Here is a 26,394-nt window from a genome sequence, read left to right on the forward strand (position 1 = left end):
GCCGGACAGTTCGCCTCGAAGCCGTCGGGTCATCCGCCCTCGCCGGCCTTGTCGTAGACCTGTTTCTTCAGCTTACGCAGTTGCGAGGTCAGAAAAGGGGCAACGAGACAGGCGGCTGCGATCGAGAGAATCGATAGGGTCAACGGCCGTTCCCAAAGGAACGACCAGCTGTCGTTGTTGATCAGAAGCGCCCGCCGCAGGTTCTCCTCCATCATCCCGCCAAGAATGAAGCCGAGGATCATCGGCGCCATGGGGAAATCCAGAAAACGAAGCAGCACGGCGGCGATGGCGAAGATCACCATGAGCTGGATGTCGAAGGTGTTGAAGCTGACGAAGTAGACGCCGATCAGCGAGAAGAAGAGAATCAACGGCAACAGAAAGCGCGAGGGTACCGCCAGGATCCGCGCGATGTAAGGAATCAGCGGCAGGTTGAGGATCAGCAGCACGATGTTGCCGATCCACATGGAGACGATCACCGCCCAGAAGACCGCCGGCTGATCGATATAGAGTCGCGGCCCCGGCTGGATGCCGTAGCTGATCAGGGCGCCCAGCATGATTGCGGTCGTGCCGGACCCGGGGATGCCGAGCGTGAGCAGAGGCACGAAGGAGCCGGTGGCGGCGGCATTGTTCGCCGTCTCCGGTGCTGCCAGCCCGCGCACCGAACCCTTTCCGAACGCCTTGCCCTTCTCGGGCCCCGCCAGGCGCTGCTCGGTGCCGTAGGCCAGGAAGCTCGCGATGGTCGCCCCGGCTCCGGGGAGAACGCCGACCAGAAACCCGAGGATCGAGGAGCGCCCGATCACCGGCGCCATCTCCTTGACCTCGGCCCGGCTGATCGCCATCGACCCGAGGTTCTGCGACGCGTTCTTCTCCTTCAATCGGTCGGCGTCTTGCTTGGGCTTGAGAATCGCCATCAGGGCTTCGGACAGCGCGAAGGTCGCCATCACCAGCAGGAGGAAGGAGATGCCGTCCACCAGATCGATCATCCCCAGGGTGAAGCGCGGCACACCCTGGGTCTGGTCGGTTCCGACCGTGGAGAGCATCAAGCCCACCACCGTCATCAGCAGCGCCTTGATCATGTCGCCCTTACCGGCGAAGGCGGCGACGGCCATCAGTCCCAGGACCATCAGAGCGAAGTAGTCGGTGGAGTGAAAGGAAAGCGAGACGCTGGCCAGGAAGGGCGCCGCGACCAGCAAAAACAGCGCCGCGATCACCCCGCCGGAAAAGGAGGAATAGGCCGCTATGGCCAGCGCCTTGCCGGCCATGCCTTTTTTCGCCATGGGATAACCGTCGAAGGAACTGGCGACGGTACTGGCGACCCCCGGCGCGTTGATCAGGATCGAGGAGGTCGAGCCGCCGAAGATCGCGCCGTAGTAGACGGCGGCCATCAGGATGATGCCGGCGGAGGGGTCGAGGCTGGCGGCGATCGGAATCATCAGGGCGATCGCCGACATGGGACCGAGGCCGGGCAGCATGCCGATGAAGGTTCCGACCAGACAGCCCATCATGACGAAAGCCAGATTGGTCGGAGTGAGGGCCGTCGAGAGGCCGATCATGATGCCTTCGATCATGGTCAGGCCCCGCGCAGGAAAGTTGGCAAGGGCTCGATGAAAACATCGAGCCCTTGCGTCATCAGAACCCAGAAGGCGACCACCAAGGGCACCGCGACCAGAACGAGGGTCACGGGCTTTCGCTCCCCCAAGAGCGCGAAGCCCAGCATCAGAAACAGCGAGGTGGAGAGCAGGAAGCCGAGCGGCCGAATGCTGAAGCCGTAAAGCGACATCAAGGCCAGGAACAAACCGCAGGTGATCCAGTTGTAGCCCGCGAAACGCGGAGTCTCGGGCGACCCCGGAAAGACGATCGTCGCGAGCGACAGCCCGATCCCCAGAATCGCCAGGATCTCGGGCATGGTACGGGCGTGAAACGCCGTGTTCTCCTGAAACGGCAACAGCCGGATGTCCTGGCTCAGAAGGCCATAGGCAATACAGAAAGCGAGCAACAGGAGACCGCCGATGCGGTCCTTGGATAGGCGCATGGGTTCGTTCTCCGAGTCGGTGACCTGTGCCTGGGTCGCCAGGCCACGGGTCACCGAAACGCTAGGCGGTTACAGGAAGCCGAGTTCGCGCATCAGGTCGCCGATCTGCTGCTCCTGAGCCTCGAGGAAAGCGGTGAAGTCCTCGCCGCCGTTGAAGATGTCGACCCAACCGTTGCGATCGCGGACCTCAACCCAGGCCTCGGTCTCGTACATCGCTTCGAAGGCCTGGCGGTAGGCCGCGGCCTGGTCGTCGGAGATATCCGGGGCGGCGAAGAAACCGCGCCAGTTGACGAACTCGGTCCCGGGCGCGCCGGCCTCGTCACAGGTCGGCGTCTCGGCAGAGGCGTCGAGGCGCTCCAGGGAGGTCACGCAGAGAATACGAACCTCGCCCTGCCGCGCCAGTTCGATCGCTTCGCTGAAACCGGTCGAGAGCGCCTGGATCTCGCCGGACAGCAGACCGGCCATAGCCTTGCCGCCGGCGTCATAGGGGATGTATCTCACGGAGGTCGGATCGACGCCGGCCGCCCGCATGATCAGGGCCGTGACCAGGTGATCCATGCCGCCGGCGACGGATCCGCCGCCAATGGCGACGCTTGAGGGGTCCGCCTCCAGCCCGCTCACCAACTCCGCGAAACCCTCGATGTCCGAGTCGCTATGCACGACGAGCGTCGCATAGTCGCCGATGGTGCCGGCGACGGGCGTCAGATCGCGAAAGGACTGAGGAAAGACGCCCTGCAGCGACCGAATCACGATGGGCGTGGAATTCACCATCATGACGCCGGGATCGTTGACCTCGATCAGGTGGGCGATGGCTCTACCGCCCCCACCGCCGGACATGTTTTCGTAAGTCGCCGACCCCACCAGCCCGGACTTCGTCAGAGCCTCGCCCGTGCCGCGGGCGGTTCCGTCCCAGCCGCCGCCGGCGCCGCCGGGAACCAGGAAATGGATTTGCTCGACCACCTGGTCTTGAGCATGAGCCGCGCCGAACGATACCGCCGCGCAGAGCGCAGTGGCGCAAGCTGCTTTTTTAAAGACTGTCACCCCATCCTCCCTAGGAATTGGTCGTTGGCCGGAACTCTGCCCGACTTGTCGAGTGTCTACCACCAGAAGGTGATTTCCAGGCCGTAAGAAGGCCACCGAGCGGCGCGGCGCGCAAGCCCTAGCTCCGGTTTTCCGTGAGGTAAAAAGGGGGTCGCCGCCGTCGCAAGCATTTCCCGGCCCGATCATCCACCGCCGCGACCCGGATCGGGCCGGCGGACAAAACCTTGGCTGCGGCGGAGCGGGACATAGCTTTTGCCTGAAAAGATGACGAGTAACCCGATGCGCGCTTCCGAAACCCAACCGGAGATCCGCCCCGACCTCGATCGCATCGCGGATTCGGCTAGCTTCCGCGACTGGTACTGGCTGAAGTCCGAGCTGATCATCTTCTGCAGGAACCACGGTTTGCGCTGCGCCGGGTCGAAGGCGGAGATCGCCGAGCGCATCGTCCACCACCTGGACACGGGGGAACGGGACATACCGCAAACACCTGGTCATGACAGGCAACCGGGGCGGCGCGCTTCCCGCATCAACTGGGCCCACCTTGAGATCACGCCCGAAACCGTGATCACCGACAGCTACACGAACGGCCCGAACGTACGCGCCTTTTTCCGAGCGCAGATCGGGGCGCGCTTCCGCTTCAACATCGCTTTCATGAACTGGATGCGAGACAACTGCGGGAGAACGATGGCCGACGCGGTGGAGGCTTGGCTCCGGATCGAGCGGCGCCGCAGGCAGGGCGAAAAGACCGCTATCCCCGCAAGCAACCAGTACAATCGCTATCTGCGCGATTTCTTCGATGCCAATCCGAGCCGCAGTATGACGGAAGCGCGGATCTGCTGGCTAGCCAAGCGAAAACGCCGCGGGCCGGCCCGCTACGAGGCGACGGACCTCGATGCACTGTCCGAGTGACGGGAACGCGTACCAGGCATCCCGAAGGACGCTTGGGCGGCTTTTTAACGCACAACCGGAGAGGACTCGCGGCGGCGGATATCGAGGTCAGATATCGAGCCGGATCAAGCGTTCGCCATTGCGGTCGTAGAGGTAACCATGGACCCGCGCGTCGTCCGGCATGTCCGGGTGACTGCGGATGCGGAGGATATCCGCGGCGACCGCGGCGGTCGGGTCCGATAGCGTAAGCCAATCGGCTTCCTGCCCCTTTGCAAAACCAGAAGTGTCGTTCTGCTCGACGTTCAGGCTCTCGGCCAGGAAGGCATGCATGACCTCGTCCACGGCCTCCTCGCGAGAATCCGCTTGGCGCACCACGAACAGATCGCGGGTTCCCAGCTGCTTGTGCGAGGTGACGAGCGACTGGATCGTATCGTCGTTGGCGTGAGTCCGGACGCTGTCGATCATTTGCGGGTCGCCTTCGGCCAAGCCTACGAACTTCGGCAGTTCGAGCGGCGTTTCACAGTCGATTAAAATCGCGAAACGGCGGATCGGCAGCACAACCGGTGTTACCCTTTATCCGAGACCGTATTCACAGTTTCGCGAGCAAACAGGCCCGCGTCTGTGATGGAGTTCACAGTTGGGGTTCTTCCATCTTTGGACGAAGGCTTCGCCATGGACACGCCTAAACCTCTATTCCTGGTGCCAAGCTGGACCCAGCCTCGGGCCGAGATCCGGTCCGAAGCTGCGGCGGCGAGGCGCGCTTCGCCGGTTTGATCCTGAATGCCAAGGTATAGAGGATCGGCAATACGATCAGAGTCAGCACGGTGCCAAAGATAAGGCCGCTCATGATCGACACGGCCATGGCCTTGAAGAAAGTGTCGAACAGCAGCGGAATCAGACCCAGGGCCGTCGTCATCGCCCCGATCACGATGGACACCAGGCGGCCGACGGCGCCCTGGACAACGGCCTCGAAAGGCTCCAGACCCTCGCGGATGCCGCTTTCGATCTGATCGACCAGGACGATGCCGTTCTTGATCAGCATGCCCTGCAGGCTCAAGACACCCAGCAGCGCCATGAAACCGAAAGGCTGGTCGGTCGCCAGCAGTCCGGCGGTCACGCCGACGATGCAGAGCGGGACCGTCATGTAGATGATGATCGGCTGGCGCAGCCCGTTGAAAAGGGCCACCAGGACGATCAGCGAGATGATCATGCCGATGGGGACCATGGCGTTGACGTTGGTCTGGCCGTCCACCGAGGCCTCGTATTCGCCGCCCCATTCGAACTTGTAGCCCTGAGGCAGGGGAACGGCCTCGATTGCGGGCTGAACGCGGGACTGCAGTTCGTAGGCTTCCATGCCCTGAGGATCCGACTGCACCGTGACGGTCCGCTGGCGGTCCCGCCGCCAGATCAGCGGCTGTTCCCAGACCTGTTCGATACCGGAGATGACCTGACCGAGCGGTACGCCGTCGCCGCCGCCGCCGGGATAGACCAGCACCTGCTCGAGCTGTCCGACGTCGTGACGTTCGTCGGCGGGAACGCGCCAGACGATCGGCAGCAGATCGTCGCCCTCCCGGTAGGTGCCGACCTTCGCACCGTCTGTGACACGAGAGAGGGCTGCGGCCACGTCTTCGCGGGTGACGCCGACGCGACGCGCTCTCGCCTGGTCGAAGGCAGGCTGGACCGAGCGCGTCATCTGGCGCCAATCGTTGCGGACGTACTTCGCGCCCGGCTCCTGAGCCAGAATCGTCATGGCCTGCGCGGCCAGACCTTTCAGAACCTCCGGGTCCGGTCCGCTGAAGCGCGCCTCGATCTTGAAGGTCTCGAGAGTGGCCAGCGGGAAGACACGCAGGCGCGGCTCGGCCTGCGGGAAGGTTTCGACCAGATAACGGTCGGTGGCGGCGATAAACCCTGGAATCTGCTCTTTGGTCTCCAACTCGACGATGATCTGGCCGTAGCTCTGGAAGGGAATCTCCGGATTGAGCGCGAGCTGGAAGCGCGGTGGCCCGGCACCAACGAAGGTGGAGACGCTGACGACCGGGTCCAGCTGCAGAAGATGCCCCTCGATTTCGCGCAGATCCTCGGACACGTCGTCGATGCGCGCGCCCTCCGGCAGCCAGTAGTCGAGCATGACAGCCGAACGGTCCGCGCTCGGGAAGAAATTCTGACTGACGAACCCGAAACCGTAGCCGGCCAGGGCGACCAGCCCCACCATCAGACTCAGGACCAGGAAGCGTCGCCCCAGGGAAACGTGAAGGATACGCCGGTAGAGCGAGAAGAGCCGCCCGGAAAAGGGATCGCTCGTCTCCTCCGTGGGTTGCTTGAGCAGCATGTGACAGAGCACGGGCGTCACCGTGACGGCGAAGAGCCAGCTGATCGACAGCGAGATGGCCATCACCAGGAATAGAGTGGCGCAGTACTCCCCCGTATCGTCCGGCGACAGGAAGATCGGCAGAAAGGCCACAATGGCTACCACCGTCGCCCCCAGCAGGGGCCAACCGAGATCGCGGACCGCCCGCGCCGCAGCGTCGATGCGGCTGGCGCCGCGTTTCATGCGGATCAGCATGTAATCGGTGATGACGATGGCGTTGTCGACCAGGATGCCCAGCGCGACGATCATCGCACCCACCGACATGCGCTGCAGATCGATCCCGACGATACGCATGACGATCAGGGTCGCCAGGATGGTGAGAACGAGACCGAAGCCGACGATGAGACCGCCGCGCAGCCCCATCAGCAGCGAGACGACGGCCAGGACGATGGCGGCGGCGGCGGTCAGGTTGGTGACGAAAGACTGAACCGCGGCATCGACGATCTGGGGCTGGTCGTTGACCACACCGATCTCCAGACCGACCGGCCGTTCGGCCTCAAGCTGGCCCAACCGCGCACGCACCGCCTCGCCCATGCGCACGATATTGGCACCGGGCACCGGCGACAGCCCGATCGCCATGGCATCGTAGCCGTTGAAGCGCATGATCTGCTCCAGCGGATCTGCGAAGGTACGCCGAACGTCGGCGATGTCGCGCAGGAGAATCAGACGGTCGCCCGCCGCCCGCCCGACCACGAGGCTCTCGATATCCGCGACCGCGTCGAAGGTGCCGGTCGTCTCCACCCGAAATCGCTCCGGCCCCGACTGAACGAAACCGGAAGCGGCGATCTCGTTCTGAGTCGAGAGCGCGGCCAAAACATCGTCGCTGGTCAAGCCGAGCGTGCGGAGACGGGCGGAAGAGACGGTGATCTCCACCGTCTCCTGACGATCGCCCCAGAAGACGGCGCGCGACACGCCCTCGACGAGAAGCAATTCGCGCTGAAGTTCTTCGACATACTCCGCCAGTTCGACGAAGGGCATCCCGTCGGCATAGATCGCGAGTACCACGCCATAGACATCGCCGTAGTCGTCATTGACCAGCGAGGGCAGCGCACCGCTCGGCAGCTCCGCCTGGACGTCGTCGATCTGACGCCGGAGCATGTCCCAGATCTGCGGTAATTCGTCCTGGCGGTAGCGGGTATCGATGTCGACGAAGACGACCGACGCTCCGGCGCGGGACAAGGAGCGGACGTGATCGAGTTCGGGAATTTCCTGGACGGCGCGTTCGATACGTTCGGTGACCTGGCGCTCGACCTCCATCGGCGAGGCGCCGGGCCAGGCCGTGAAGACCGTCGCGGTCTTGATACTGAACTCGGGATCCTCGAGCCAACCGAGGTTGAAGTAGGATTGCGCGCCCAGCACGGCGATCAGCGCGACCATGAAGAGCGTGAAGGTCCGGTTGCGGATCGCGAAGACGGCGGGATTGGCGGGATTCATGGGCCCCGTCTCGGACCGGCTCATGGTCGCGCCGCCCCGCGCGCGGCGATGTGACCTCCCTCGACGTCTCCTTGCGAGCCTCCGTCCGGATCGCCTGCCGTCCCCAGCGGCCGAACGGCCTGCCCTTCGCGCAGAAAATCCACGCCGTAGGCCACGATGCGCTCGCCGTTCGCCAGGCCCGCCACGATGCGTACCTGGTCTCCCTCAACGGCCGCAACGGAGACCGGACGCGCAGCGACCCTCGCGGGAGAACCCTCGACCACCCAGACCCGATCGCCGCCCTCCGCACCAGGGAAGATGGCGCTGCTGGGCAGCGCGATCTCTCCCGACCGGCGGAAGGCCGCGTCCAGAAACATAAGATGAGCCGTCCCTGAGAGACCGGCCAAGGGCGGGACGCTCTCGACCCCCGACAGGCGCAGGGTCGTCCGGTAGGTTCCGGTCTCGGCCGCCTGCTCCGAGGCCATCTCCCGGATCGTGGCGCGGTAGCTCTCTCCCGGCGTATCCGACAGCTCGACCTCGATGCCCTGCAGGTGCCGGAGCCTTGCGACCATGCGTTCCGGCAGATCCACGACGAAGTCGACGCCCGAGACGTCATGGAAGGTGATCGCCGTCTGTCGCGCCGAGAGGTAGTCGTGCTGTTCGACATGCAGCCGGGCGACGCGGCCGTCGAAAGGCGCGATCAGGCGCGTATCGTCGAGCGCCGCCTGTGCCGTCGCCAGTTGTTGGGTCAGTGAAGCCGTCTCGGCCGCCGTGCGGTCCCGCTCCGCAATGGCTTCGTCCAGGTTGGCGCGCGACGTGTGACCGCGCTCCACAAGCTGTGCCTGACGCCGGTGCTGCAGCACGGCGAGCCGCCGCGCGGCCTGCGCGGCCTTCAGGCGCGCCTCCAACTCGGCGACGGCCAGCGCGAAGTCGCGGGGATCGATCTCGGCCAGCAGGCTCCCGGCGACGGCCAGGTCGCCCTCTTCCACCGGCAGATCGATCAGCGGCCCACCGACGCGGAAAGCCAAACGGGAGGCGCGGGCCGGATGCAGGGTGCCGGGCAGGGCCCGCACCTGGATCGGCCGCTGGGCCGTCACCTCGATCACCGCGGCGGGACGAACGATCTCGGCGTGCGGGCCGAGCGTATCGAGCTGCGCCGCATCCTCCGTCTTCACGGCCGTCCGCGCCGCATCGGTCTCACGATCCGGGTCTTTGGCGGCGAGCGCGTAGGCCCCGTAGACGACGGCGGACCCCAGTAGGACGACCAGGCCGGCGACCATAAGCCTTTGCTTCGTCCAAGATCTCCGACCAACATGAGCCATCACCGCCTCCGATGTAAACAGAACAGTCTTGTTTACCTACGTTGCCGAGCCATATACGGATCAGAAGTGATGCAATCAATGGAAAAGCCGCAGCCCGAACGCACAAGCCGCCTGCGGCCCGAGAAACGCCGCGCGATTCTGGACGGTGCGGCCCATGTGTTCATGCGCGACGGTTTCGGCCTGGCCGGTATCGACGATATCGTCGCGGAGGCAGGTGTCTCCAAACGGACGCTCTACGCCCATTTCCCAAGCAAGGAGGCGCTGTTCGGCGCGATTGTCGAGGAATGGTGCGCGTCCCTGCTGACGCCCTTGCGGGAGGCGGGCATCCGCCACCGCGACACGCGCGAGACCCTGGTCGACCTGGGCCGCATGTTCCTGGACGTCATTCTCTCGCCGGAGGGTGTCCAGCTCTACCGGGTCGTGATCGCGGAGGCGCCGCGCTTTCCCGATCTCGGCCGCGTCTTCTACGAGTCGGGGCACCAGCCAGCGGCGCAACTGCTCTCCAGCTATCTTCGCACGCGGATCGAAGCGGGGGAGTTCCGTGAGTTCGACTGCCGCCGGGCGGCCGAGGGGTTCTTCCAGCTCATCGCCGGCTATTCCCACGAACGGATGCTGCTGAATATCGACACGCAGATCGACCCCGAAGACATCGAGACCTACCTGTCCGTCGCTGCCGAGATCTTCCTGCGCGGCATCGCAAGACCCGACACTGTCTGAAACGGGCCTCCGCGCGGCACGTTTCACGAGACTTGCAGGAAGCGCTGCCGGTCAGGGCGCGGGGCGCGAGGGCTTTCGTTTGCCGCGATTCACCCGCATGACCGCGACACCGACGGCGGCGGCGAGCAGCACAAGCGCCGCCAGGCTCGACATCCAGTCGTGTACCAGGGAAAGGACGGCGGCGGCCGCCAGCAGTCCCCGGTCGATCCAGGGAACTCCGCTGACGACCTGACCGCCGAACAGCAGGGCGGCACTGACCACGAACACACCGCCGGTCAAGAGGGCATGCAGAATGGCCGTGGCACCGCCATCGCCGAGGACGCCGGGATAGACGATGAAAAGAAAGGGGATCACGTAGGCCACGCTGGCGAGTCGCAGGGCTTCGCGCGCGACCCTGGTCCAGCTCGTCTGGGCGATGCCGGCCGCCACGAAAACGCCGACGCAGACCGGCGGCGTGATCACCGACAGGGTCGCGTAGTAGAAGACGAACATATGGCTCGTCAGTTCCGGGACGCCCGTCGCGATCAGCGCCGGCGCCATCACGGCAGCGACCAGCACGTAAGCCGCCGTCGTCGGAATGCCCATGCCCATCACCAGGCACACGCCGGCCACGATCACCGCGAGGATCAGAACATGGCCGTCGGCCACGGCGGCGACCGCACTGGAGATCGCCACCCCCACGCCCGTCAGGTTGATCATGGAGACGAGGATCTGCGCGCCGGCGAGCAGAACACCGATGATGACCAGTCCGCGCCCGCCATCGACCAGACCGCGCATCAACTGTCCGGCGACCTCACGCGCCGGCCGCCGTTCCAGCAAGGCGAAGGCGAGGAAGGCCGCCGTCAGACCGACGATCCCGTAGAAAGCCGCCGTCTGGATCGAATGGCCCGTCAAGATACCGCCGGCCAGCCCGCCGAGCGCCGCCACCAGCGGCAGGATCCGCGGCAGGCGCACAATCTCACGCCAGGGCAGCATCTCGCTTTCGGGAACGAGCCCGAGACCCTGGCGGACCGCGGCCACGTGAATGGTGAGGAACATGCCGGCGAAGAACAGAATGGCCGGGATCAGCGCAGCCAACAGAATGACCGTGTAGCCGACGCCCAGTATCTCCGCCATGACGAAGGCGGCGGCGCCCAGCACCGGCGGCGTGATCTGACCACCGGTCGAGGCGACCGCCTCCACGGCGCCGGAAAAGGGAGCCGGGTAGCGGAGCCGCTTCATGAGCGGGATGGTGAAGTTGCCGGTGGTAGCGACGTTCGCCACGGCGCTGCCGCTCATCATGCCGAACAGGGCCGAGGCGATGGCCGCGATCTTGGCCGCCCCTCCGGGGCTCCGGCCACCGAGCCGCATGGCGAGATCGATGAAGGTTTGCCCGCCGCCGGTGTTGAGGATCAGTGCGCCGAACACGACGAAAGCGGCGATCGTGGTTGCGGCCACCCCGACCAGCAGACCCCAGATCCCGAGATCGCCGAGAAACAGGGTTTCCGTGACGAACTCGGGACCGAAGCCGCGATGAGACAGCGCGCCCGGCAGATACTGCCCCAGTAGCGCATAGGCGAGTCCGGCGAACACGAGCAGCGGGAATACCAGTCCGATGGCCCGCCGCGAGATCTCCAGAACGACCAGGACGAGAATCGCCGTCATGGCCAGGTCGTGCGGCTGCGCCCAGGGCAGATCCTCCATGATCCGCTGATAGTTGACCGCGACGTAGGCACAGGCCGCGACGGTCGCCAAGGCGGCCGCGATATCCAGGACGAGACCCAGAGGCCGCAGGCGCGACTGCGGCCAGAGTGGATAGAGGGTCAGGCCAAGACAGACCGTGAGGGCGAGAAACACCGGCCGCTGCACCAGGCTCTCGAAGGATCCGGCCGCCGAGGTATAGAGGACGAACGCTCCGAGAAGCCCGGCCAGCCCGACGGCTCCCTTGGCTCTGAACCCTTCCATGTCGCGCGAGGTCCGCTACACGGCCTATTGCGCGACCAACCCGCCGGGCACATCGTAGCCGGCCTCGCGGTAGTAGCGCAGAGCACCGGGGTGCAACGGAACGGTCGCCAGGCTCATCGTCATCTCGCCGATGTCCTGGCCCTTCAGCGAGCCGAAAGCACTGGCTTGCGGACCTACGTTTTCATTGATCGCCTTGGTGATCTCGTAGGCCGCCTCTTCGCTCAAATCCGGGTCGGCCACCACGCCGACGCCGAAGGCCCAGGTATCGTAGGCCGCGATTCCGGGCCCGGCCCCCTCGGGTACGCCGATCACGGAGATGTCCGGCATCGCCTCCTGCAGCTTACCTTTCTGCGCCTCGGTCAAACCGATCACCTGGATGTCCGTGAAGGTCGCGATATCGAGCGAGGACCCATCGAGCTTATTACCGACGCCCGACTTGACGTAACCGGCGACCCGGTCGTCCTTGACGGCCGCGACGATGTCGGAGGTCGAGCCGCGCACGTAATCCAGCTCGATACCCAGGGTGCGGAACACGGCCTCGGTCGTGGCCTCCGTCGCCGATCCGCGAATGCCCGGATTCAAGCGAATCCCTTCCAGGGCAGCCAGCTCAGACACGCCGGCATCGCTGCGCACCACCACGTTCTGAGGAGCGACCGTGTAGACCCAGAGGAAACGGGTGTCGACCGGCTGCCCCTCGAACTCGTTCGTTCCGGCATAGGCATGATAGCCGATGTTGGTCGTCACCAGCCCCAGGTCGATCTGGCCGCGCGACAGGCGGCGCAGGTTGTCGACCGTCGCTCCCGTTTCCACGACGGAGGCCGAAACGCCCGGCGCATGCTCGTTGATCACCTGAGTGACCGCGACGAAGTAGCCGTAGTGGCTGGACGAAGACGAGGTCGAGCCGATCAGCAGTTCCCGGTCTTGCGCCGCGACGCCGCCGGCCAGGATCATCAGACTGCAGGCCGCGGCCGCGGCCGTTGAAAAACGCTTCATCTCTTTCCTCCCATTTCTTTTTTTGCTGCGGGATGATCCCGCGGTATCTCGATCGGCATGGCCAGGATGCGAAACGACAGGGTCTTGCCATGGCTGTCGAGATTGAGACTTCGGTTGACGCCCCCCTCCAGCACGTCGTCCAGGACGAAGTTCAACGCGCCGATCAGGGGCAATTCGTAGCGCGCGATCGGGCCCGGCCGGCGTCCCGCGAAGAGCGCGCGCACCCGCTCGCTCGTCACCTGCGCGCGCAGCAGATCGTAGTGGTCTGGATGGTAGGCGATGACGCTGACGCTCAGTCGGTTGCCTTTGTCGCCGGCGCGGGCGTGGGCGAGCCGGTGAAGCGGAACCGCCAGCCCGGGCTCCAGTGCGGCCCCAGTCTTGGTTACGGTCTTGGCTTCAGTCACGGGCAGAATCCTGCCATCTCCGGGCCGGCAGGAGGGTCACGCGGACTCCGCGCTCGACCGCCGCGCGCGCCGCGGTCGCGGACCAGGTATTGATACGCCTGCGCACGCTGGTGCGCACGCCGCCGCCGCCGGCCGGGCCGCAGCACAGCAGGGCCGTGACTTCGCGCGTCGCCGCCTCCGCCTCCGCCCAGGTATTGGCCTCGACCGCAATCCTGGCCCGTACGTCGCGCTCCTCGAACAGCCGTCCGTCCAGCGCTCCATCCTGCGGCCCCTCCTCGTCACCGAGAACGCTGGTCACGCCGATCAGGTCGCGGCGCAGGCGCAGATGCGGCGGCAGACGCTTTGCCAGAATGTCGAGAGCCAGCCGCGCGCGGGCAAGAGCGTTGGGGCCGGCGTAGGAAATCTCGCCTTCGCCGAGCCAGCCTCCCTCCACGCTGACCGTGACCTTGAGCCGCTCGGGTCGCGTCCGCCCCCGGGCGCCGAGCACCTCAACCCGGTCCTCCGCTCTCTGCCAAACCTCGACAGCGGTGATATCCAGCACGACATCGGGCGTCAGGTAGGCATCAGGCTCGTGAATCTCATAAAGCAGCTGCTCCTTGACGTTCGCCTCGCAGATCAGCCCCCCGGTATCGCCCGGCTTGGTGATCGTGACGCTCCGGTCTCGGGTCAACTCGGCAATCGGGTAGCCGACCCGGTCCAGGTCCGGGACGTCCTTGAAGCCGGGATCGCAGTAGTATCCTCCGGTGACTTGCGAGCCGCACTCCAGCAGATGACCGGCAAGCGTCGCGGTCGCGATGCGGTCCGCGTCCAGGGCGTCCCAGCCGAAGGCATGCATTGCAGGCGCCACCGCCATCGAGGGATCGGCAACGCGCCCGGTGACAACGATCTCCGCGCCCTGTCCAAGAGCCTCCGCGATCGGTTCGGCACCCAGATAGGCGTTCGCGCAGATCAGCGGGCGGTCGTGCAGCCCCTGGTCGAGACCGAGCGGAGTCAGATCGCCACTCTCGACCAGATGCGTGACCTCGTCGCCCTCGACAACGGCTATGGCGGCATCGCCGTGACCGGCAGCGACCGCCAGACGGGCTATGCGGCGCGCAGCCTCGCGGGGGTTGGCCGCACCGAAGTTTCCGATCACCGGAATTCCCGCCTTCAGGCAGTCGCCCAAAACCGGTTCGAGCATCTCTTCCAGCAACGGCTCGTGACCCTGGTGCGGATCGTCCTGGCGGCGCAGTTGAGCCAAGGCCAGCGTTCGCTCGCCAAGGGTCTCGAAGAAGAGGTAGGCAGGCTCCTCACGGCGGCGCAGTTCGCGCACGACGGGAATCGCGGCATCCGTCCGATCACCGGAAAACCCCGCCCCGCATCCGATCAGCACGCGCTGCGCCATCGTTCCCTCTTGGCCCCTGCATCTCTTGACCCTTGCATCGGTACCAATCTCGACGCAGGCTGACCGATAAGTAAAATTTGAATTTCGGAATAGATAATTTGAAAAACAAATGACAATCAGTTATCGACAGCTTCAGGCCTTCGTTGCCGTCGCCGACCTGCGGTCTTTCCGTGCGGCAGGAGACCGGATCGGCCTGTCGCAGCCGGCCCTGAGCCTGGCGATCAAATCCCTGGAGCAGCAGCTCGGCGGCCCCTTGATCGATCGCAGAGCCCGTTCCTGCGAACTGACGCGGGAGGGCGCCACCTTCTATCCGGCGGCCGCGCGGCTGCTGTCCGACTGGGATGCGGCCGTGGAGGATGCGCGCAGCCTTTTCGCAATGGAGCGCGGGCGCGTGTCGGCAGCCGCCTTGCCCAGCATCGCAGCCGGCTACCTGCCGGCGGTCCTCAGCGACTATCTCGAGCGTCATCCGCGGATCGACGTGGAGATCTTCGACGTCATCGCGGGACGCGTCCTGCAACTGGTTCGCGATGGACGGGCGGATTTCGGACTGTCGGTCCGTCCGCCGCAAGGCAGCGGCGTCACCTTCGAACTGCTGCTGCGCGAACGCTTCGTCGTGGTGCATCCGCCGGGGCATCCGATCGGATGCGGCGGTCGCACCTCCTCCGCGGAGTTGCAGGACTATCCCTTCATCGCCCTGAGCCGCTCCTCGAGTGTCCGCAAGGCGCTCGACGACACACTCGGGGAGCGTCTCTTGAAGCTTCGACCGGTGATCGAGGTGGAACAGCTCTCGACCGCTGCCACCCTCGTCGTGCAGGGGCGCGGACTCACGGCGGTTCCGGAGGCCTGCCTGCCCTTGATGCGGGTTTACGGCCTATCGGCCGTACCACTCGAACAACCGGAAATCGGCCGGGAGATCGGCGTGCTGACGCGGACCGAGGGGTCGCTCTCGGTCGCCGCTCAGGCCCTGCTCGCCGCCGCCCGCGACGCCATCGGCGGCACGTCTTGACGAGAGCCGGAACGCCGGCGGGGACCGTCCGGGGCTTCCACGGAAACATCATGGGCGGCAATCAGTCCCCCGAACCCGTTCGCCCGTCCAAACGTTCCATGAACTTCCGCAGGTGAGCGGCGCGAACTCCAGGAGAAGGGCAAAGGCTGGCAAGAGGTTCAGCGTGCCGGAGGCATAGAGCGGACCCGGCGACAGCGCCAGTGCAATCGCCGCCATCGCACAAAAGACGGAGAGCGACGTGAGACCCAACGGAACTTTCGACATAGCGTGCTTCGCGAGCCTCCCGACATTCCGGATCTTGAGACCGCCATGTCGCTCTTGAAAGGTGGGTTGGGAATTCTAAAGACTCGACAGGATGTGTATCCGAAACGCCCTCTCACGATTCTTGAGCGATAGGCGTAACGTCCCAAGCAGTCTTCGACGAGCTAGAGAAGCGTCATGCGCAGCATCCCGCCATCCACCGGAATCTGCGTTCCGGTGATGTCGCGCGCGGGCTCCGACGCCAGGAATGCCACCAGCGCCGCCAGTCCTTCCAACTGCCGGGCCCCCAAGACAAACCGGCCGCGGAACCAAAGATGCGGTTTCGCGTTATCACGTACAATCGGCACTTCAATCCCGAGGGGAAGAACATGAACAGCATTATTTACCTCGTCGGCCTGATCGTCGTGGTCTTGTTTATCTTGTCCGTTCTCGGTTTGCGATGAGCCGCAGCCATGACAGATGCAAGACTGGAGACACCAGTATTCGCGGAGTCGGCACAGATGACAGGTAAGTCCTATCTTTCGTGGGGCGCCGTGCTTGGCGGCTCGGTTGTCGCTCTCGCCATTTCCGCATTTCTCATTCAATTCGGAACCACGGCCGGTCTTTCGGTCGGCGATCCTGTCCTCAGTGACGGCTCTCCATCCTGGAACGTGGTGATCGCCGGCTTGTGGATCCTGCTGGTGGCGCTCGCGAGTTCGGCGGCCGGGGGGTACTTGGCTGGACGCATGAGACGGGGCTGGGGCGACGCCACCGCTCACGAGGTGGAGTTTCGCGATGGCGCCCACGGGTTGGTGGTTTGGGCCGTGGCCAGCATTGCCATCGGCAGCTCCGCCTTTCTCTTCACCGCTGTCTCGAGCCTGGCCACGACCGCCGCTCCCGCAGGCGCCGCGATCGAAGTCTCCGAGGCGGTGCAGGATCTTACGGCGAATATCTCCGTGATCCTCGCCTTCAGCAGCGCTGCCGCTGCCGCGCTGGGCGCCGGTGCCGCCTGGTCCGCGGCGAAACTGGGTGGCGAACACCGCGACAAGGGTGTCGACGTGAATACCCTGGTCCCGATCTTCGGCAAGCGCAGGTAACCTGCAAGCTGCGGGCGGCGCGGTCATGATGATGGTGACGCAGAGCGGACCGGGCACGGTCTTCACCCTGGTCAGCCTGATCTCGGCCGGACTGATCACCGTGAAAGCGGCGCTGCCGGTGATCATCGGCCTGAACCTGGATGCATCGGCCCTGATCTTCGTGGCGACGATCGAGGTCAAGGCTCTGGTCCTGCTGCTGCTCGGCATCGTCCTCATCGAGGAAGGAGCGGAACCTCTCGCGGCCAGAGACATGACCCGGCAGGCGCCCGCCGCAACCGGAGGTTCGCTGCTGCTCGGCCTTCTCGCAGCACGAGACAAACGGGACCCTGGGTTCGCGCAGCGCAGCTCAAATAGAGAACTTCATGTCCGAGCCTGCCGCCACCAAACCAACTGATCGCCACAATCGGGGGCGCCTGGGCGTGCAGTTCACCAACTGTGCCAAGTGGGCAGGGTTACCGCGCATCATCATGAAGCAAGGCCATGGATGTCCGGAGTGGTGACGCCGTAGGGAAAAAACGCATACTCTGTATTCGATCCCTGTCCTGGGAAGCGCCATCCGGCAGCTGCAATCGCCGACAGGTGAGCATGTCTTCATTGCGCCATTTTGGCGGATGAAGATTCCATCCCTAAAGGGAGCTTCCCGCTTATTCCGCCGCCGGGCGATCCGTGGGGAACTGCGTGACTTGGCCCGACGGCGCGGGTTGGGGGGCCTGCATCTCGGCCTCGAGCTGCTGGGCGACGTCGCCGGGGGCGCCGGTCCGGCGGGCGAAGGCGCTGTAGGCGACGGGGACGACGAAGAGCGTGAAGAGCGTCGCGGCCAACACACCGGAGAAGACCACGGTACCGATCACCGTGCGCGTCTCCGCGCCGGCGCCGAAGGCGAGGATCAGCGGGACGGCGCCGGCGGCGGTCGTGATCCCGGTCATCACGATGGGACGCAGGCGGGCGACCGAAGCCTCTATCACCGCCCGCTCGAAGGGCAGGCCCTCATCGCGCCGCTGGTTGATGAACTCGACGATCAGGATGCCGTTCTTGGCGGCCAGGCCGACCAGCATGATCAGGCCGATCTGGCTGTAGATGTTGAGACTGCCGCCGGTCAGATAGAGACCGAGCAGCGCCCCGATCATGGCCAGCGGTACGGTCAGCATGATGATCAGCGGGTGAACGTAACTTTCGAACTGCGCGGCCAGCACCAGGAAGACCACCGCGATCCCCAGCAGGAAGACGAAGAGCAGCGAGCCGCCGCTGGTCTTGAGATCCAGCGACTCCCCCTTGTAGTCGATGACGACACTGTCCGGCAGATGCTCGGCCGCGAGGCCTTCCAGGTGAGCCAGCGCCTCGCCGAGGCTGTAGCCGGAGGCCAGATCGGCTTCGAGCGTGATGGCTCGCACCCGGTTGTAGCGGTTGAGGGTGGAGGAGTCGGCGAAGGCCTCCAGCGTTACCAGGTTGGACAGGGGAATCAGCTCGCCGGAGCGGGCCGAGCGGACGTAGACGTTCGCGATATCGGTCGGCGTGCGCTGGACCTCCCGCTCGCCCTCCAGGATCACGTCGTACTCCTCGCCGGCATCGATGAAGGTGGTCACGCGCCGCGACCCCAACATGGTCTCCAGGGTGCGCCCGATGTCGCCCAGATTGACGCCCAGATCGCCCGCGCGGTCGCGGTCGACCTCGATGCTGAGTTGAGGGTTGGTCTCCTTGTAATCGTGGTCGAGGTCGACCAGTCCGGGATTCTCCTCCGCGATGCGCGCCAGCAGGATGTCGCGCCATGCCGCCAGCTCCTGGTAGGTGCCGCCGCCGATCGCGAACTGCACCGGCTTCTCGACGCCGCCGCCCAGGCCCTGACGCATGACCGGGAAGGCGCGCACGCCCGGCAGGCCGGCGGTCAGGCTACGGACTTCCCCCATGATCTCCCAGCCGGAGCGCCGCTCGGCCCAGTCCTCCAGCACCAGGATGACGATGCCGCTGTTGAAACTCTCGATATTGCCGAAGCTGCGGGGCGCGCGGACCAGCAGGCGCGTCACCTCGCCGCTCTCGGTCAGCGGCGTCAGACGCCGCTCTATCTCGTCCATGTACTCGGTCATGTAGTCGAAGGAGGCGCCTTCCGGTCCGTTGACCAGCAGGAAGAAGGCGCCGCGATCCTCGCGCGGCGCGAACTCGGCGGGGATCTCACGCTGCAGCCAAGCCGCGCCGCCCAGTACGAGCAGAAAGAACACTCCTACCGCCAGCGGTCGCCGCAGGGTGCCTGTCAGGGCGCGGCGATAGCCACGCTCGACCGCCGCGAAGCTGCGCTCCACGCCCCGCGCGATCAGCGTCTTCCGGCTGCTGCCGGGCTTCAGAAGTTTGGACGCCAGCATGGGGGAAAGAGTCAAGGCAACGAGGCTGGAGAAGGCGACCGCCGCCGCCATGGTCAGCGCGAACTCCGAAAAGAGACGCCCGATCTCGCCCTCGAGAAAAGCCAGAGGCACGAAGACCGCAATCAGCACCAGGGTCGTCGCGACCACAGCGAAGCCGACCTGCCGGGTCCCCCGGAAGGCGGCGACCAACGGACTCTCGCCGCGCTCGATACGCCGGTGGATGTTCTCCAGCACGACGATGGCATCGTCGACCACCAGCCCGATGGCCAACACCAGCGCGAGCAGGGTCAGCAGGTTGATCGAGAAGCCTAGGACGTAAAGGGCGATGAAGGTCGCCACCAGAGAGACCGGCACGGCGACGGCCGGCACCAGCATGGCCCGGACGTTGCCGAGGAAGAGGTAGATCACCAGGACCACCAAACCGATGGCAATGAAGAGGGTGTTGTAGACCTCGTCGATCGCGCCCTGAATGAAGACGCTGGTGTCGTAGCTCTCGCGCAGCTGCATGCCGTCCGGCAGGCTGCCGTCCAGACGCGCGGCCTCGTTGCGCGCGGCTTCGGCCACCGCCAAGGTGTTGGCTTGCGACTGCTGGATGATGCCGACCCCGACCATGGGCACGCTGTTGCCGCGGAAGAAGGTGCGATCCTCCACCGCGCCCAGTTCGACCCGTGCCACGTCGCCCAGGCGCACCAGGTAGCCCTGGTCGCTGCGGCCCAGCACGAGCTGGCCGAAATCCTCCGCCGTCAGGAAGCTCCGCTCGACCCGGACGGTGAACTGGCGCTCCAAGGATTCGATGCTCCCGGCCGGCAGCTCCACGTTGTCCGCGCGCAACGCGGCCTCGACCTCCCCGACCGTCAAACCGCGGGCCGCCAAGGCATTGCGGTCGAGCCAGATCCGCATGGCGTAGCTGAGGCCGCCCCCGAGCCGCACCCGCGCGACCCCGTCGAGGGCGGAGAAGCGGTCGGACAGAAACCGCTCGGCGTAGTCGGTCAGCTCCAGCACCGAGTGACGGTCGCTGACCAGATTCAGCCAGATGATCACATCGTCGTTGGAATCGACCTTGGTGATGTCCGGCGGGTCCGCCTCATCCGGCAGATTGTCGAGCAGTCCGGCCACCCGGTCGCGCACGTCGTTGGCCGCCGCGTCCACGTCGCGGCCGACGTTGAACTCGATGTCGATGCGCGAGCGTCCATCCTCGCTGATCGACTCGATGGAGCGAATCGCCTCGATGCCGGCGATGCGATCTTCGATCACCTCGGTGATCCGGGTCTCGACCACGTTGGCGGCGGCGCCGGGATAGACCGTGTCGATGGAGACGATGGGCGGGTCGATATCCGGGTACTCGCGCAGCGGCAGGCGCTCGAAAGAGATCACGCCGAAGGCGAGCAGCAGCAGGCTGATCACCGAGGCGAAGACAGGCCGTTTGACGGCGAGATCCGAGAGCACCACGGCTAGCCGTCCGTCGCCACGCCGAGCAACTCGCTCAGCGGCTCGTTACCGGTTTCCATCGCCTCGATGGTGACGCGCTGGCCCGGCGCGACCTGCAGCGCGCCGTGGGTGACGACCAGCTCGCCCTCCTCCAGTCCGTTGAGGACCTCGACGGCCCCTGGCCGGCGCGCGCCCAGGTCCACCTCCCGGCTCTCGGCCGTCTCAGTCTCCGGGTCGACCACCATCACCTGGGTCTGCCGCCCTCGCGGGATCACCGCCTCTTCCGGAATGATGAGGCTACGGCGGACGTTCTTGAGCAGCTCGACCGTCATCAGCAAACCGGGTCTCAAGGTCTCTTCCGGGTTGGGGATCAGGGCACGGGCGGTGATCGAACGCGTGACCGGGTCCACCCGGGAGCCGATGCTGCTGATCTCGCCGGTGAATTCGCGGCCGCCGAAGGCCGAGGCCTTGGCGACGATCGGCAGACCGCGCACCAACGTCGGCAGGTAGACCGCGGGCACCGAGAAATCGAGCTTGATGACGCTGAGATCGTCCAGAGTGGTGATGAGATCGCCCGGCTCCACCAGCGCGCCCGGGCTGATGTCGCGGATCCCCACGACACCGCCGAAGGGGGCGAGGATGACGCGGTTGGCGATACGCGCCTCGATCGCCTGGATGTCGGCCTCCGCCTCCAGCAGCGCCGCCCGCCGCTCATCCAGCTGGGCGGTGGCGGCGAACTGCCGGCTCTCCAGCTCTTGCGCGCGCTGGAAGGCGAGGCGGCGTTCGGACAGAATGGCTTGCGACGCCCTCAGCTCCGCCTCTTCCTCGGCCTTGTCGAGGATCGCCAGAATGGCACCGGCCTCGACCGTCTGCCCGTCGTCGAACAGCAGTTCCTGCACGATGTCGGTCACGCTGGACGTGATCCCGACGCTCTCGTTGGCCCGGGTCGTGCCGAGCGCCTCGATGCGATCGACCATCTCTCCGCGCTGCGCCGGCGCGACGATGACGGACGCGGGCGGGCGGGCGGCTTCTCCTTCGCTCTGAGCCAGAGCCGCCGGCGGTGAGATAGCCACCAGCGCCAGGAAAAGCGGGAGGCGCGCCACATGCCCAACTGCGTCGAAGATCGAGGACATCATCATCGACAGCCTTTCCGCAGCCTGCGGATACGAAGTGCTGAGAGTATCCCGTCGACCGTGCTGAGGGACACGCGTTCTCCATGCCGAAAAGCTCGGCAGATAGCAAGGAAAGCCGAGCGCGCCTGTGATCTAGATCTCAACGCGACGGCTCTCACACCCTCGCACGTTTCGGCGCTGAGCCTTCGCTGCCGTCCAACCCTAATACTTAGACTGAAGCGGCTGACGGCAAGGTTCAGGCAACAGAGGAAGATCGTGGCGAGGCCGGGCGCTTTGCGATTTTCGTTGCAGCGGCATGAAGAACCAAGACGATCCGTGAAATCGCCTGACTGGCACCACGGCGAGAGACGACCAGCAGTCATTGCGGCGCAGCGATTGCACACCAGGGCACTAGTACCTTGTGTGGACCTCCGGTCATTCCGCGAATTCAGCCGCGCTGCACCTGAGCAGCGCGGCTGAGCCCGGCCTAGTTCGGCGTGAGTTGATAGATTTCACCTTGATCCACCGCGGCATAGAGATTGCCGTCAGGTCCCTGAACCAACGACCGGAAACGGCCGGCTGTCATGGGCAAGGACATCGTCGTGACGTCTTCAACGGACTTTCCATCCTCCGCGAGGTCGATAACGTCGATGCGCATGTCGAGCGGGGTTCCCCCGAACCCGATTCCCATGATCCCGACGACCAGACGGCCCTCCCAGGCGCCCCACTGCTCACCGTTCAGAAAGGCGGCCGAGGACATGCCCTGCGAAAGGCCATTGTTGTTCCAGGCCGGCGGCATCGCGTCGGGGTAGGTAGCGGTGTCCGTCATCGGCATGAATTTCACCCGTTCGGCCGGGTCCATGCCGTCCATCTGATTTGGCATGTAACCGCAGTAGCTCACAGGACAATCGCCGCGGCCGGCCATGTTCGGGCGCGGGTCCCATCCGCCGTTGCCGCCGTTCATCAGTAGGGTAACTTCGTCGGAATGCCAGGGGCCGTGCTCGGCCACGACCGGCTGACCGTCGCCTGGGCGGAAGGCGATGCCCTGCACGTTGCGGTGGCCATAGGTGAAGATACGAGGGTCGAAGCCTTCCGGCGGATTGTTGTCTGCCACCGCGTTGCCGTCACGGTCGACGCGTAGCACTTTGCCGCCGAGGAGCGTCGGCGATTGCGGGACCTCGCCGTTATGGGTGTCGCCGGTTGTCAGATAGATGTGACCGTCCGCACCGAAGCGGACGCGCCCGCCATTATGCGCGCCAGGGCCGCCAAAGGGATGATCGGTGGCTTCCGGCTTGTAAGGAACGTCCTCGATGATGTCGGTACGATCCGACACGGCGCCGAGATCGTCGCTCACCGTCAAGCGCATGAGACGGTTGCTGCCCGGCGCCGTCTTGCTGGACGTCGAGTAGACATAGATGAAGCGGTTATCGTCGAAGTCCGGATCAACCGCCACGCCCTGCATTCCGGCTTGGCCCTCGCAGAACAGGTCGTCCGCCGTGCTCGGATAGCCGTCGCTCCCCGTCATCCCCAACAGGGCGTTGACATCGCCGGAGGGCAGCCGGACCGACAGACCACGGCATTTCTCGGTAAAGAACATGGTTCCATCCGCGAGGAAGGCCATGTCCCACGGGCTATCCAGCCCGGACATGACCGTGGTGTGCGTGAGGTCGGGCGCGCTGGCATGTTCGTCTGCGAAAACGAGCGTAGAAGACATGGCCAAGGCCGTGACCGCACCGAGCGACCACAGAGTCGGATTGTGTTTCACGTTATGTTCCTCCCATAATTTTTATGGTTCTTCCCCAGCTGAGTAGGGGCCGGAAAATCGTAACTCAGGCGGAAATTACTTCAAATGCTTTCGTCAGCGGGCATCGGCAGCCTGAGCTCAACATCGCGCGACGACAGTGCGAACCAAGCTGTTGAGGAAATAGATGGCGGGCGGGCAAGTGCCGTCCGATCTGTCTCAGCCGCCGACAATCGCGGCCACTGGCACCGCATAACGTTGGTCGTCGACTCGGATGAAATGGAGGTCGCCCTCCGTTCGCCAGTCGGTATCGAAGCCGGTGCCGGACATCGTGGCGTCAGCCGAGATGAACAGGCCGTGGACGAAGAACAGCTTGCGCGTGAAGCCGTTGGAAAAAGTGACGACAACCGTCGCATCGCCGCCAGTGCCGCGCGCGACACCGAACGCGCAGTCTCTCATCGGCTGACCGCGGCTCTGCGCACACGAGAGGATCCCGCCTGCATCGAAATCACCTTGGGTCGCCCGGAGCGCGCTGTTGTCGACGCCCATCGGCACGGTCCCGTCTGGAGCGCGCGCCGGCTGGAGAAAGGTCGCCGCGACATAGCCGCGGGCCCGCCCGCGGAGGGGGCGGACCTTGCACCAGACGCCGCCGGCGGCGGGCTCGCAGCCGAGATTGGAGAGGATCGCGCCGTCGGCAAGCAGCGCGATCACGGGCGCATCCAGTCCCGGAGAAGCTTGCATCCCTATCCCGTCGGGGGCCGCCACCTGCCAGCGTCGCGGGCCACCTTCATCGGGCGCAGCGAGGCTCGCCTCGGAGGCGGCGCTGTCATCGTTAGGCGCTTGATCCTGGGCCCAAGCGTGCTGAGCAACGGCGACCACGGCCAGGGCCCAGAAAGTCATGCGAAGCATGGGCGGTCTCCCCACGCTGGCGGAACAGGCAATGTACCGGGTCTCGGTCATCCATAGTGTCGCCGGCGGGCTCCGCGTCGGATTTTGGACTATCGAAAGGTCACCGAAATATAGGCAGCAAGATTGGCGATTTCCTCATCGGACAGCTTATCGGCCCAGGACATCATGATGGCGGAGTTGGGCCCCACCTTCTCTTTGGCGCGATACTGCATCAGCCGACCTGCGATGTAGTCCGCATCCCTGCCGACAATCGCCGGGAAACTCGCCATGCCTTTTCCCGCGTTACCGTGGCAGGTGACACAGGTTTCCGCATACCTCGCTTCTCCGGCCATGGCGTCCCCAGCCGGAGCTTCCGATGCGCTTAGAGCGACAGCCGCGCAGATCGCAAGCAATTGCAGCCTCTTCATTCAGTTCTCCTCCCGATCCGATATGATTTTTATGTACAGACGTAACGTGGAGACTACGACTGGTTCATGGACTGTCAATTCCGCTCGATGGCCGCTTTGGGCCGCGAGTGATGCTATGCTGGCGCCTTCCGCCGCACGTTGGTGACGGAGTGTTGAGGCAACAAAACGGCCCGCCGGCGTGATCCGCGGCGGGCCGTTTTGTTTGATTTGGTTGCGGGGCCACGCAACCACTGATATTGGCCCCGCCGTTTCCTGGCGGCGGCATGACGGCTCGGGACGCGCCGAGACCTCCGCTATTTCTGCCTTACCCTGGGCCGGACGATCGGAGACAAAGCAGGCGGAAACAGTCTCGGCTCGACCTCACCGGATACCAAGTTTGCTCAAGAGACGGTCTCGCTTCATCAGCCACCAGCCTGATTCGATGGGCCACATCGAATGGTTCTCATGAGCCCCGAGTTTCGTCGCGGCATGAAGTGGCCAATTCGGATCGTCGAGGAGTTCTCTCGCCAAGGCGATCATGTCGGCCTTACCGGCCTTGACCAGCTCTTCGCAGACTTTCGCATCCCACAGGAAGCCGACAGCCATGCTTGCAATGTCGGCACTGTCTCGGATCCGTTCGGCGAAGGGCACCTGAAAGCCTTGCTCGATGACCATCCGCCGTGGCCGGTCCTTTCCGCCGATGCCGCCCGTCGAGCAATCAATCATGTCGACACCCGCTGTCTTGAGCGCTTTCGCGGTCTCGACTGCGTCTTCCACCTCTATCCCGCCCTCAAGCCAGTCGGTTGTGGAAAGACGGAACGCCAGGGGATAGGCTTCCGGCCAGTTCGCCCGAATGGACTTTGCCACTTCAACGGCGAACCGCCGGCGGTTTTCCCCACTTCCGCCCCAGCGATCCCTGCGCCGATTGGCAATGGGCGACAAGAACTGATGAATCAGAAACCCGTGGGCCGCATAAACCTCGACGATCTTGAAACCGGCCTCCTGGGCGCGTCTTGCGGCCTCACCGAAGGAAGCGATCACCCGCTCGATATCCGCCTCCGACATCTCCACAGGTTCCGGCCAGCCCTCCGCATAGGGAATTGGCGACGGGGCGATCGCTGTCCAGGGAGCCTCGTTTCGTTCGGAAACGTCCTCGTCGTCGACGGGCGTTTCCCCATGCCAAGGCCGTCGCTCGGACGCCTTTCGGCCGGCGTGGCCAAGCTGGATGCCGGAGACCGCACCCTCGTCGCCTATAAACTTGGTGATCGGTATCAGGCCGTCTATCTGCGCGTCCTGCCAGAGGCCGAGATCGCCGTGCGTTCTTCTTCCGTCTGATTCGACGGCTGTCGCTTCAGCGTACACCAATCCCGCACCGCCCAGGGCAAAGCGGCCGAGGTGCACCGCGTGCCAGCCGTTCGCATGGCCGTCCTTTGCCCGATACTGGCTCATGGGAGAAACGGCGATACGGTTCTTGACCGTGATATCGCGCAAGGTGAAGGGAGAAAAAAGCTCGGCCATCGCTGTTCGATTTCCTATCGCAGGGTGTTTTCACCGCTGTAGCAGGAGGAAGGCCTATGGTTGAAGTCACAGCTTGGTGGGCCGGGTTATGAGGTCT

The 26,394-nt window shown here is 65.0% G+C and carries 22 protein-coding genes; 5 read left to right on the forward strand and 17 right to left on the reverse strand.

Annotated elements, in window-relative coordinates; genetic code table 11:
* Positions 1–29: 29 nt before the first annotated feature.
* The 3 genes from DBZ32_RS01360 to DBZ32_RS01370 all read right to left on the reverse strand — a co-directional run bounded on the left by DBZ32_RS01360 (position 30) and on the right by DBZ32_RS01370 (position 3,073).
* Complete coding sequence (locus DBZ32_RS01360) at positions 30–1,568, reverse strand: tripartite tricarboxylate transporter permease (protein WP_119165322.1); 1,539 nt, start codon at positions 1,566–1,568, stop codon at positions 30–32.
* 2 nt (positions 1,569–1,570) lie between these two features.
* Positions 1,571–2,032: a tripartite tricarboxylate transporter TctB family protein gene (locus DBZ32_RS01365; RefSeq protein ID WP_119165362.1), complete on the reverse strand. Its 462-nt coding sequence runs from the start codon at positions 2,030–2,032 to the stop codon at positions 1,571–1,573.
* Between the two features lie 69 nt (positions 2,033–2,101).
* A complete protein-coding gene (locus DBZ32_RS01370; protein WP_235829944.1) occupies positions 2,102–3,073 on the reverse strand; it encodes a Bug family tripartite tricarboxylate transporter substrate binding protein in 972 nt (323 codons plus the stop codon).
* A 279-nt stretch (positions 3,074–3,352) separates the two neighbouring features.
* Between DBZ32_RS01370 and DBZ32_RS01375 the strand changes: the two genes are divergently transcribed.
* Positions 3,353–3,982, forward strand: coding sequence for a DUF6434 domain-containing protein (locus DBZ32_RS01375; RefSeq protein ID WP_119165324.1), 630 nt, complete (start codon positions 3,353–3,355; stop codon positions 3,980–3,982).
* Positions 3,983–4,069: 87 nt separating this feature from the next.
* Here DBZ32_RS01375 and DBZ32_RS01380 read toward each other — a convergent pair whose 3' ends face one another.
* The 3 genes from DBZ32_RS01380 to DBZ32_RS01390 form a co-directional block, all read right to left on the reverse strand.
* Positions 4,070–4,426: a carbonic anhydrase gene (locus DBZ32_RS01380; protein ID WP_162906504.1), complete on the reverse strand. Its 357-nt coding sequence runs from the start codon at positions 4,424–4,426 to the stop codon at positions 4,070–4,072.
* 217 nt (positions 4,427–4,643) lie between these two features.
* Positions 4,644–7,787 carry an efflux RND transporter permease subunit gene (locus tag DBZ32_RS01385; protein ID WP_119165326.1) on the reverse strand — a complete coding sequence of 1,048 codons (3,144 nt, stop codon included), beginning with the start codon at positions 7,785–7,787 and terminating at the stop codon, positions 4,644–4,646.
* On the reverse strand, positions 7,784–9,022 hold the full coding sequence (locus DBZ32_RS01390) for an efflux RND transporter periplasmic adaptor subunit (RefSeq protein ID WP_162906505.1): 1,239 nt from the start codon (positions 9,020–9,022) through the stop codon (positions 7,784–7,786). Before DBZ32_RS01390 ends, DBZ32_RS01385 begins: the two co-directional genes overlap by 4 nt.
* A gap of 120 nt (positions 9,023–9,142) precedes the next feature.
* On the opposite strand from DBZ32_RS01390, the gene DBZ32_RS01395 reads away from it, so the two are divergent.
* The gene (locus DBZ32_RS01395) at positions 9,143–9,781 is read left to right on the forward strand and encodes a TetR/AcrR family transcriptional regulator (protein WP_162906506.1); all 639 of its coding nucleotides are present in this window, start codon (positions 9,143–9,145) and stop codon (positions 9,779–9,781) included.
* Positions 9,782–9,832: 51 nt separating this feature from the next.
* Here DBZ32_RS01395 and DBZ32_RS01400 read toward each other — a convergent pair whose 3' ends face one another.
* Genes DBZ32_RS01400 through DBZ32_RS01415 form a run of 4 tightly spaced genes read right to left on the reverse strand, consistent with a single transcriptional unit; the run spans position 9,833 to position 14,506 of the window.
* On the reverse strand, positions 9,833–11,725 hold the full coding sequence (locus DBZ32_RS01400; protein ID WP_119165329.1) for a TRAP transporter permease: 1,893 nt from the start codon (positions 11,723–11,725) through the stop codon (positions 9,833–9,835).
* A gap of 24 nt (positions 11,726–11,749) precedes the next feature.
* Positions 11,750–12,718, reverse strand: coding sequence for a TAXI family TRAP transporter solute-binding subunit (locus tag DBZ32_RS01405; RefSeq protein ID WP_119165330.1), 969 nt, complete (start codon positions 12,716–12,718; stop codon positions 11,750–11,752).
* The gene (locus DBZ32_RS01410; protein ID WP_328587470.1) at positions 12,715–13,122 is read right to left on the reverse strand and encodes an AtuA-related protein; all 408 of its coding nucleotides are present in this window, start codon (positions 13,120–13,122) and stop codon (positions 12,715–12,717) included. Before DBZ32_RS01410 ends, DBZ32_RS01405 begins: the two co-directional genes overlap by 4 nt.
* Positions 13,115–14,506 (reverse strand): acyclic terpene utilization AtuA family protein, encoded by a 1,392-nt coding sequence (locus DBZ32_RS01415; RefSeq protein WP_119165331.1) that lies wholly within the window; start codon positions 14,504–14,506, stop codon positions 13,115–13,117. The genes DBZ32_RS01410 and DBZ32_RS01415 overlap by 8 nt, the downstream gene beginning before the upstream one ends.
* Before the next feature lie 109 nt (positions 14,507–14,615).
* On the opposite strand from DBZ32_RS01415, the gene DBZ32_RS01420 reads away from it, so the two are divergent.
* Entirely contained in the window at positions 14,616–15,512 is an 897-nt protein-coding gene (locus DBZ32_RS01420; RefSeq protein WP_119165332.1) for a LysR family transcriptional regulator, read from the forward strand.
* Between the two features lie 425 nt (positions 15,513–15,937).
* Here the strand turns inward: DBZ32_RS01420 and DBZ32_RS22245 are convergent, their stop codons facing one another.
* The gene (locus DBZ32_RS22245) at positions 15,938–16,120 is read right to left on the reverse strand and encodes a hypothetical protein (RefSeq protein WP_208539065.1); all 183 of its coding nucleotides are present in this window, start codon (positions 16,118–16,120) and stop codon (positions 15,938–15,940) included.
* A 153-nt stretch (positions 16,121–16,273) separates the two neighbouring features.
* Here DBZ32_RS22245 and DBZ32_RS01430 point away from each other — a divergent pair, with 153 nt between their 5' ends.
* Together DBZ32_RS01430 and DBZ32_RS01435 are read left to right on the forward strand one after the other, a co-directional pair.
* Positions 16,274–16,849 (forward strand): hypothetical protein, encoded by a 576-nt coding sequence (locus DBZ32_RS01430; RefSeq protein ID WP_119165333.1) that lies wholly within the window; start codon positions 16,274–16,276, stop codon positions 16,847–16,849.
* Between the two features lie 25 nt (positions 16,850–16,874).
* Positions 16,875–17,243, forward strand: coding sequence for a hypothetical protein (locus DBZ32_RS01435; protein ID WP_119165334.1), 369 nt, complete (start codon positions 16,875–16,877; stop codon positions 17,241–17,243).
* A gap of 250 nt (positions 17,244–17,493) precedes the next feature.
* Here the strand turns inward: DBZ32_RS01435 and DBZ32_RS01440 are convergent, their stop codons facing one another.
* From DBZ32_RS01440 to DBZ32_RS01465, 6 genes are all read right to left on the reverse strand, one after another.
* Positions 17,494–20,652 carry an efflux RND transporter permease subunit gene (locus DBZ32_RS01440; RefSeq protein ID WP_119165335.1) on the reverse strand — a complete coding sequence of 1,053 codons (3,159 nt, stop codon included), beginning with the start codon at positions 20,650–20,652 and terminating at the stop codon, positions 17,494–17,496.
* A gap of 2 nt (positions 20,653–20,654) precedes the next feature.
* Entirely contained in the window at positions 20,655–21,770 is a 1,116-nt protein-coding gene (locus tag DBZ32_RS01445) for an efflux RND transporter periplasmic adaptor subunit (RefSeq protein WP_119165336.1), read from the reverse strand.
* Between the two features lie 460 nt (positions 21,771–22,230).
* On the reverse strand, positions 22,231–23,508 hold the full coding sequence (locus DBZ32_RS01450) for a PQQ-dependent sugar dehydrogenase (RefSeq protein ID WP_208539066.1): 1,278 nt from the start codon (positions 23,506–23,508) through the stop codon (positions 22,231–22,233).
* A gap of 195 nt (positions 23,509–23,703) precedes the next feature.
* A complete protein-coding gene (locus DBZ32_RS01455) occupies positions 23,704–24,393 on the reverse strand; it encodes an SH3 domain-containing protein (protein ID WP_119165337.1) in 690 nt (229 codons plus the stop codon).
* Positions 24,394–24,482: 89 nt separating this feature from the next.
* Entirely contained in the window at positions 24,483–24,725 is a 243-nt protein-coding gene (locus DBZ32_RS01460) for a c-type cytochrome (RefSeq protein WP_208539067.1), read from the reverse strand.
* A gap of 435 nt (positions 24,726–25,160) precedes the next feature.
* Positions 25,161–26,297: an NADH:flavin oxidoreductase/NADH oxidase gene (locus DBZ32_RS01465; protein ID WP_119165339.1), complete on the reverse strand. Its 1,137-nt coding sequence runs from the start codon at positions 26,295–26,297 to the stop codon at positions 25,161–25,163.
* Positions 26,298–26,394 lie beyond the last annotated feature (97 nt).

Origin of the sequence: Algihabitans albus (assembly GCF_003572205.1) — a bacterium.
Classification (GTDB): Bacteria; Pseudomonadota; Alphaproteobacteria; order Kiloniellales; family DSM-21159; genus Algihabitans; species Algihabitans albus.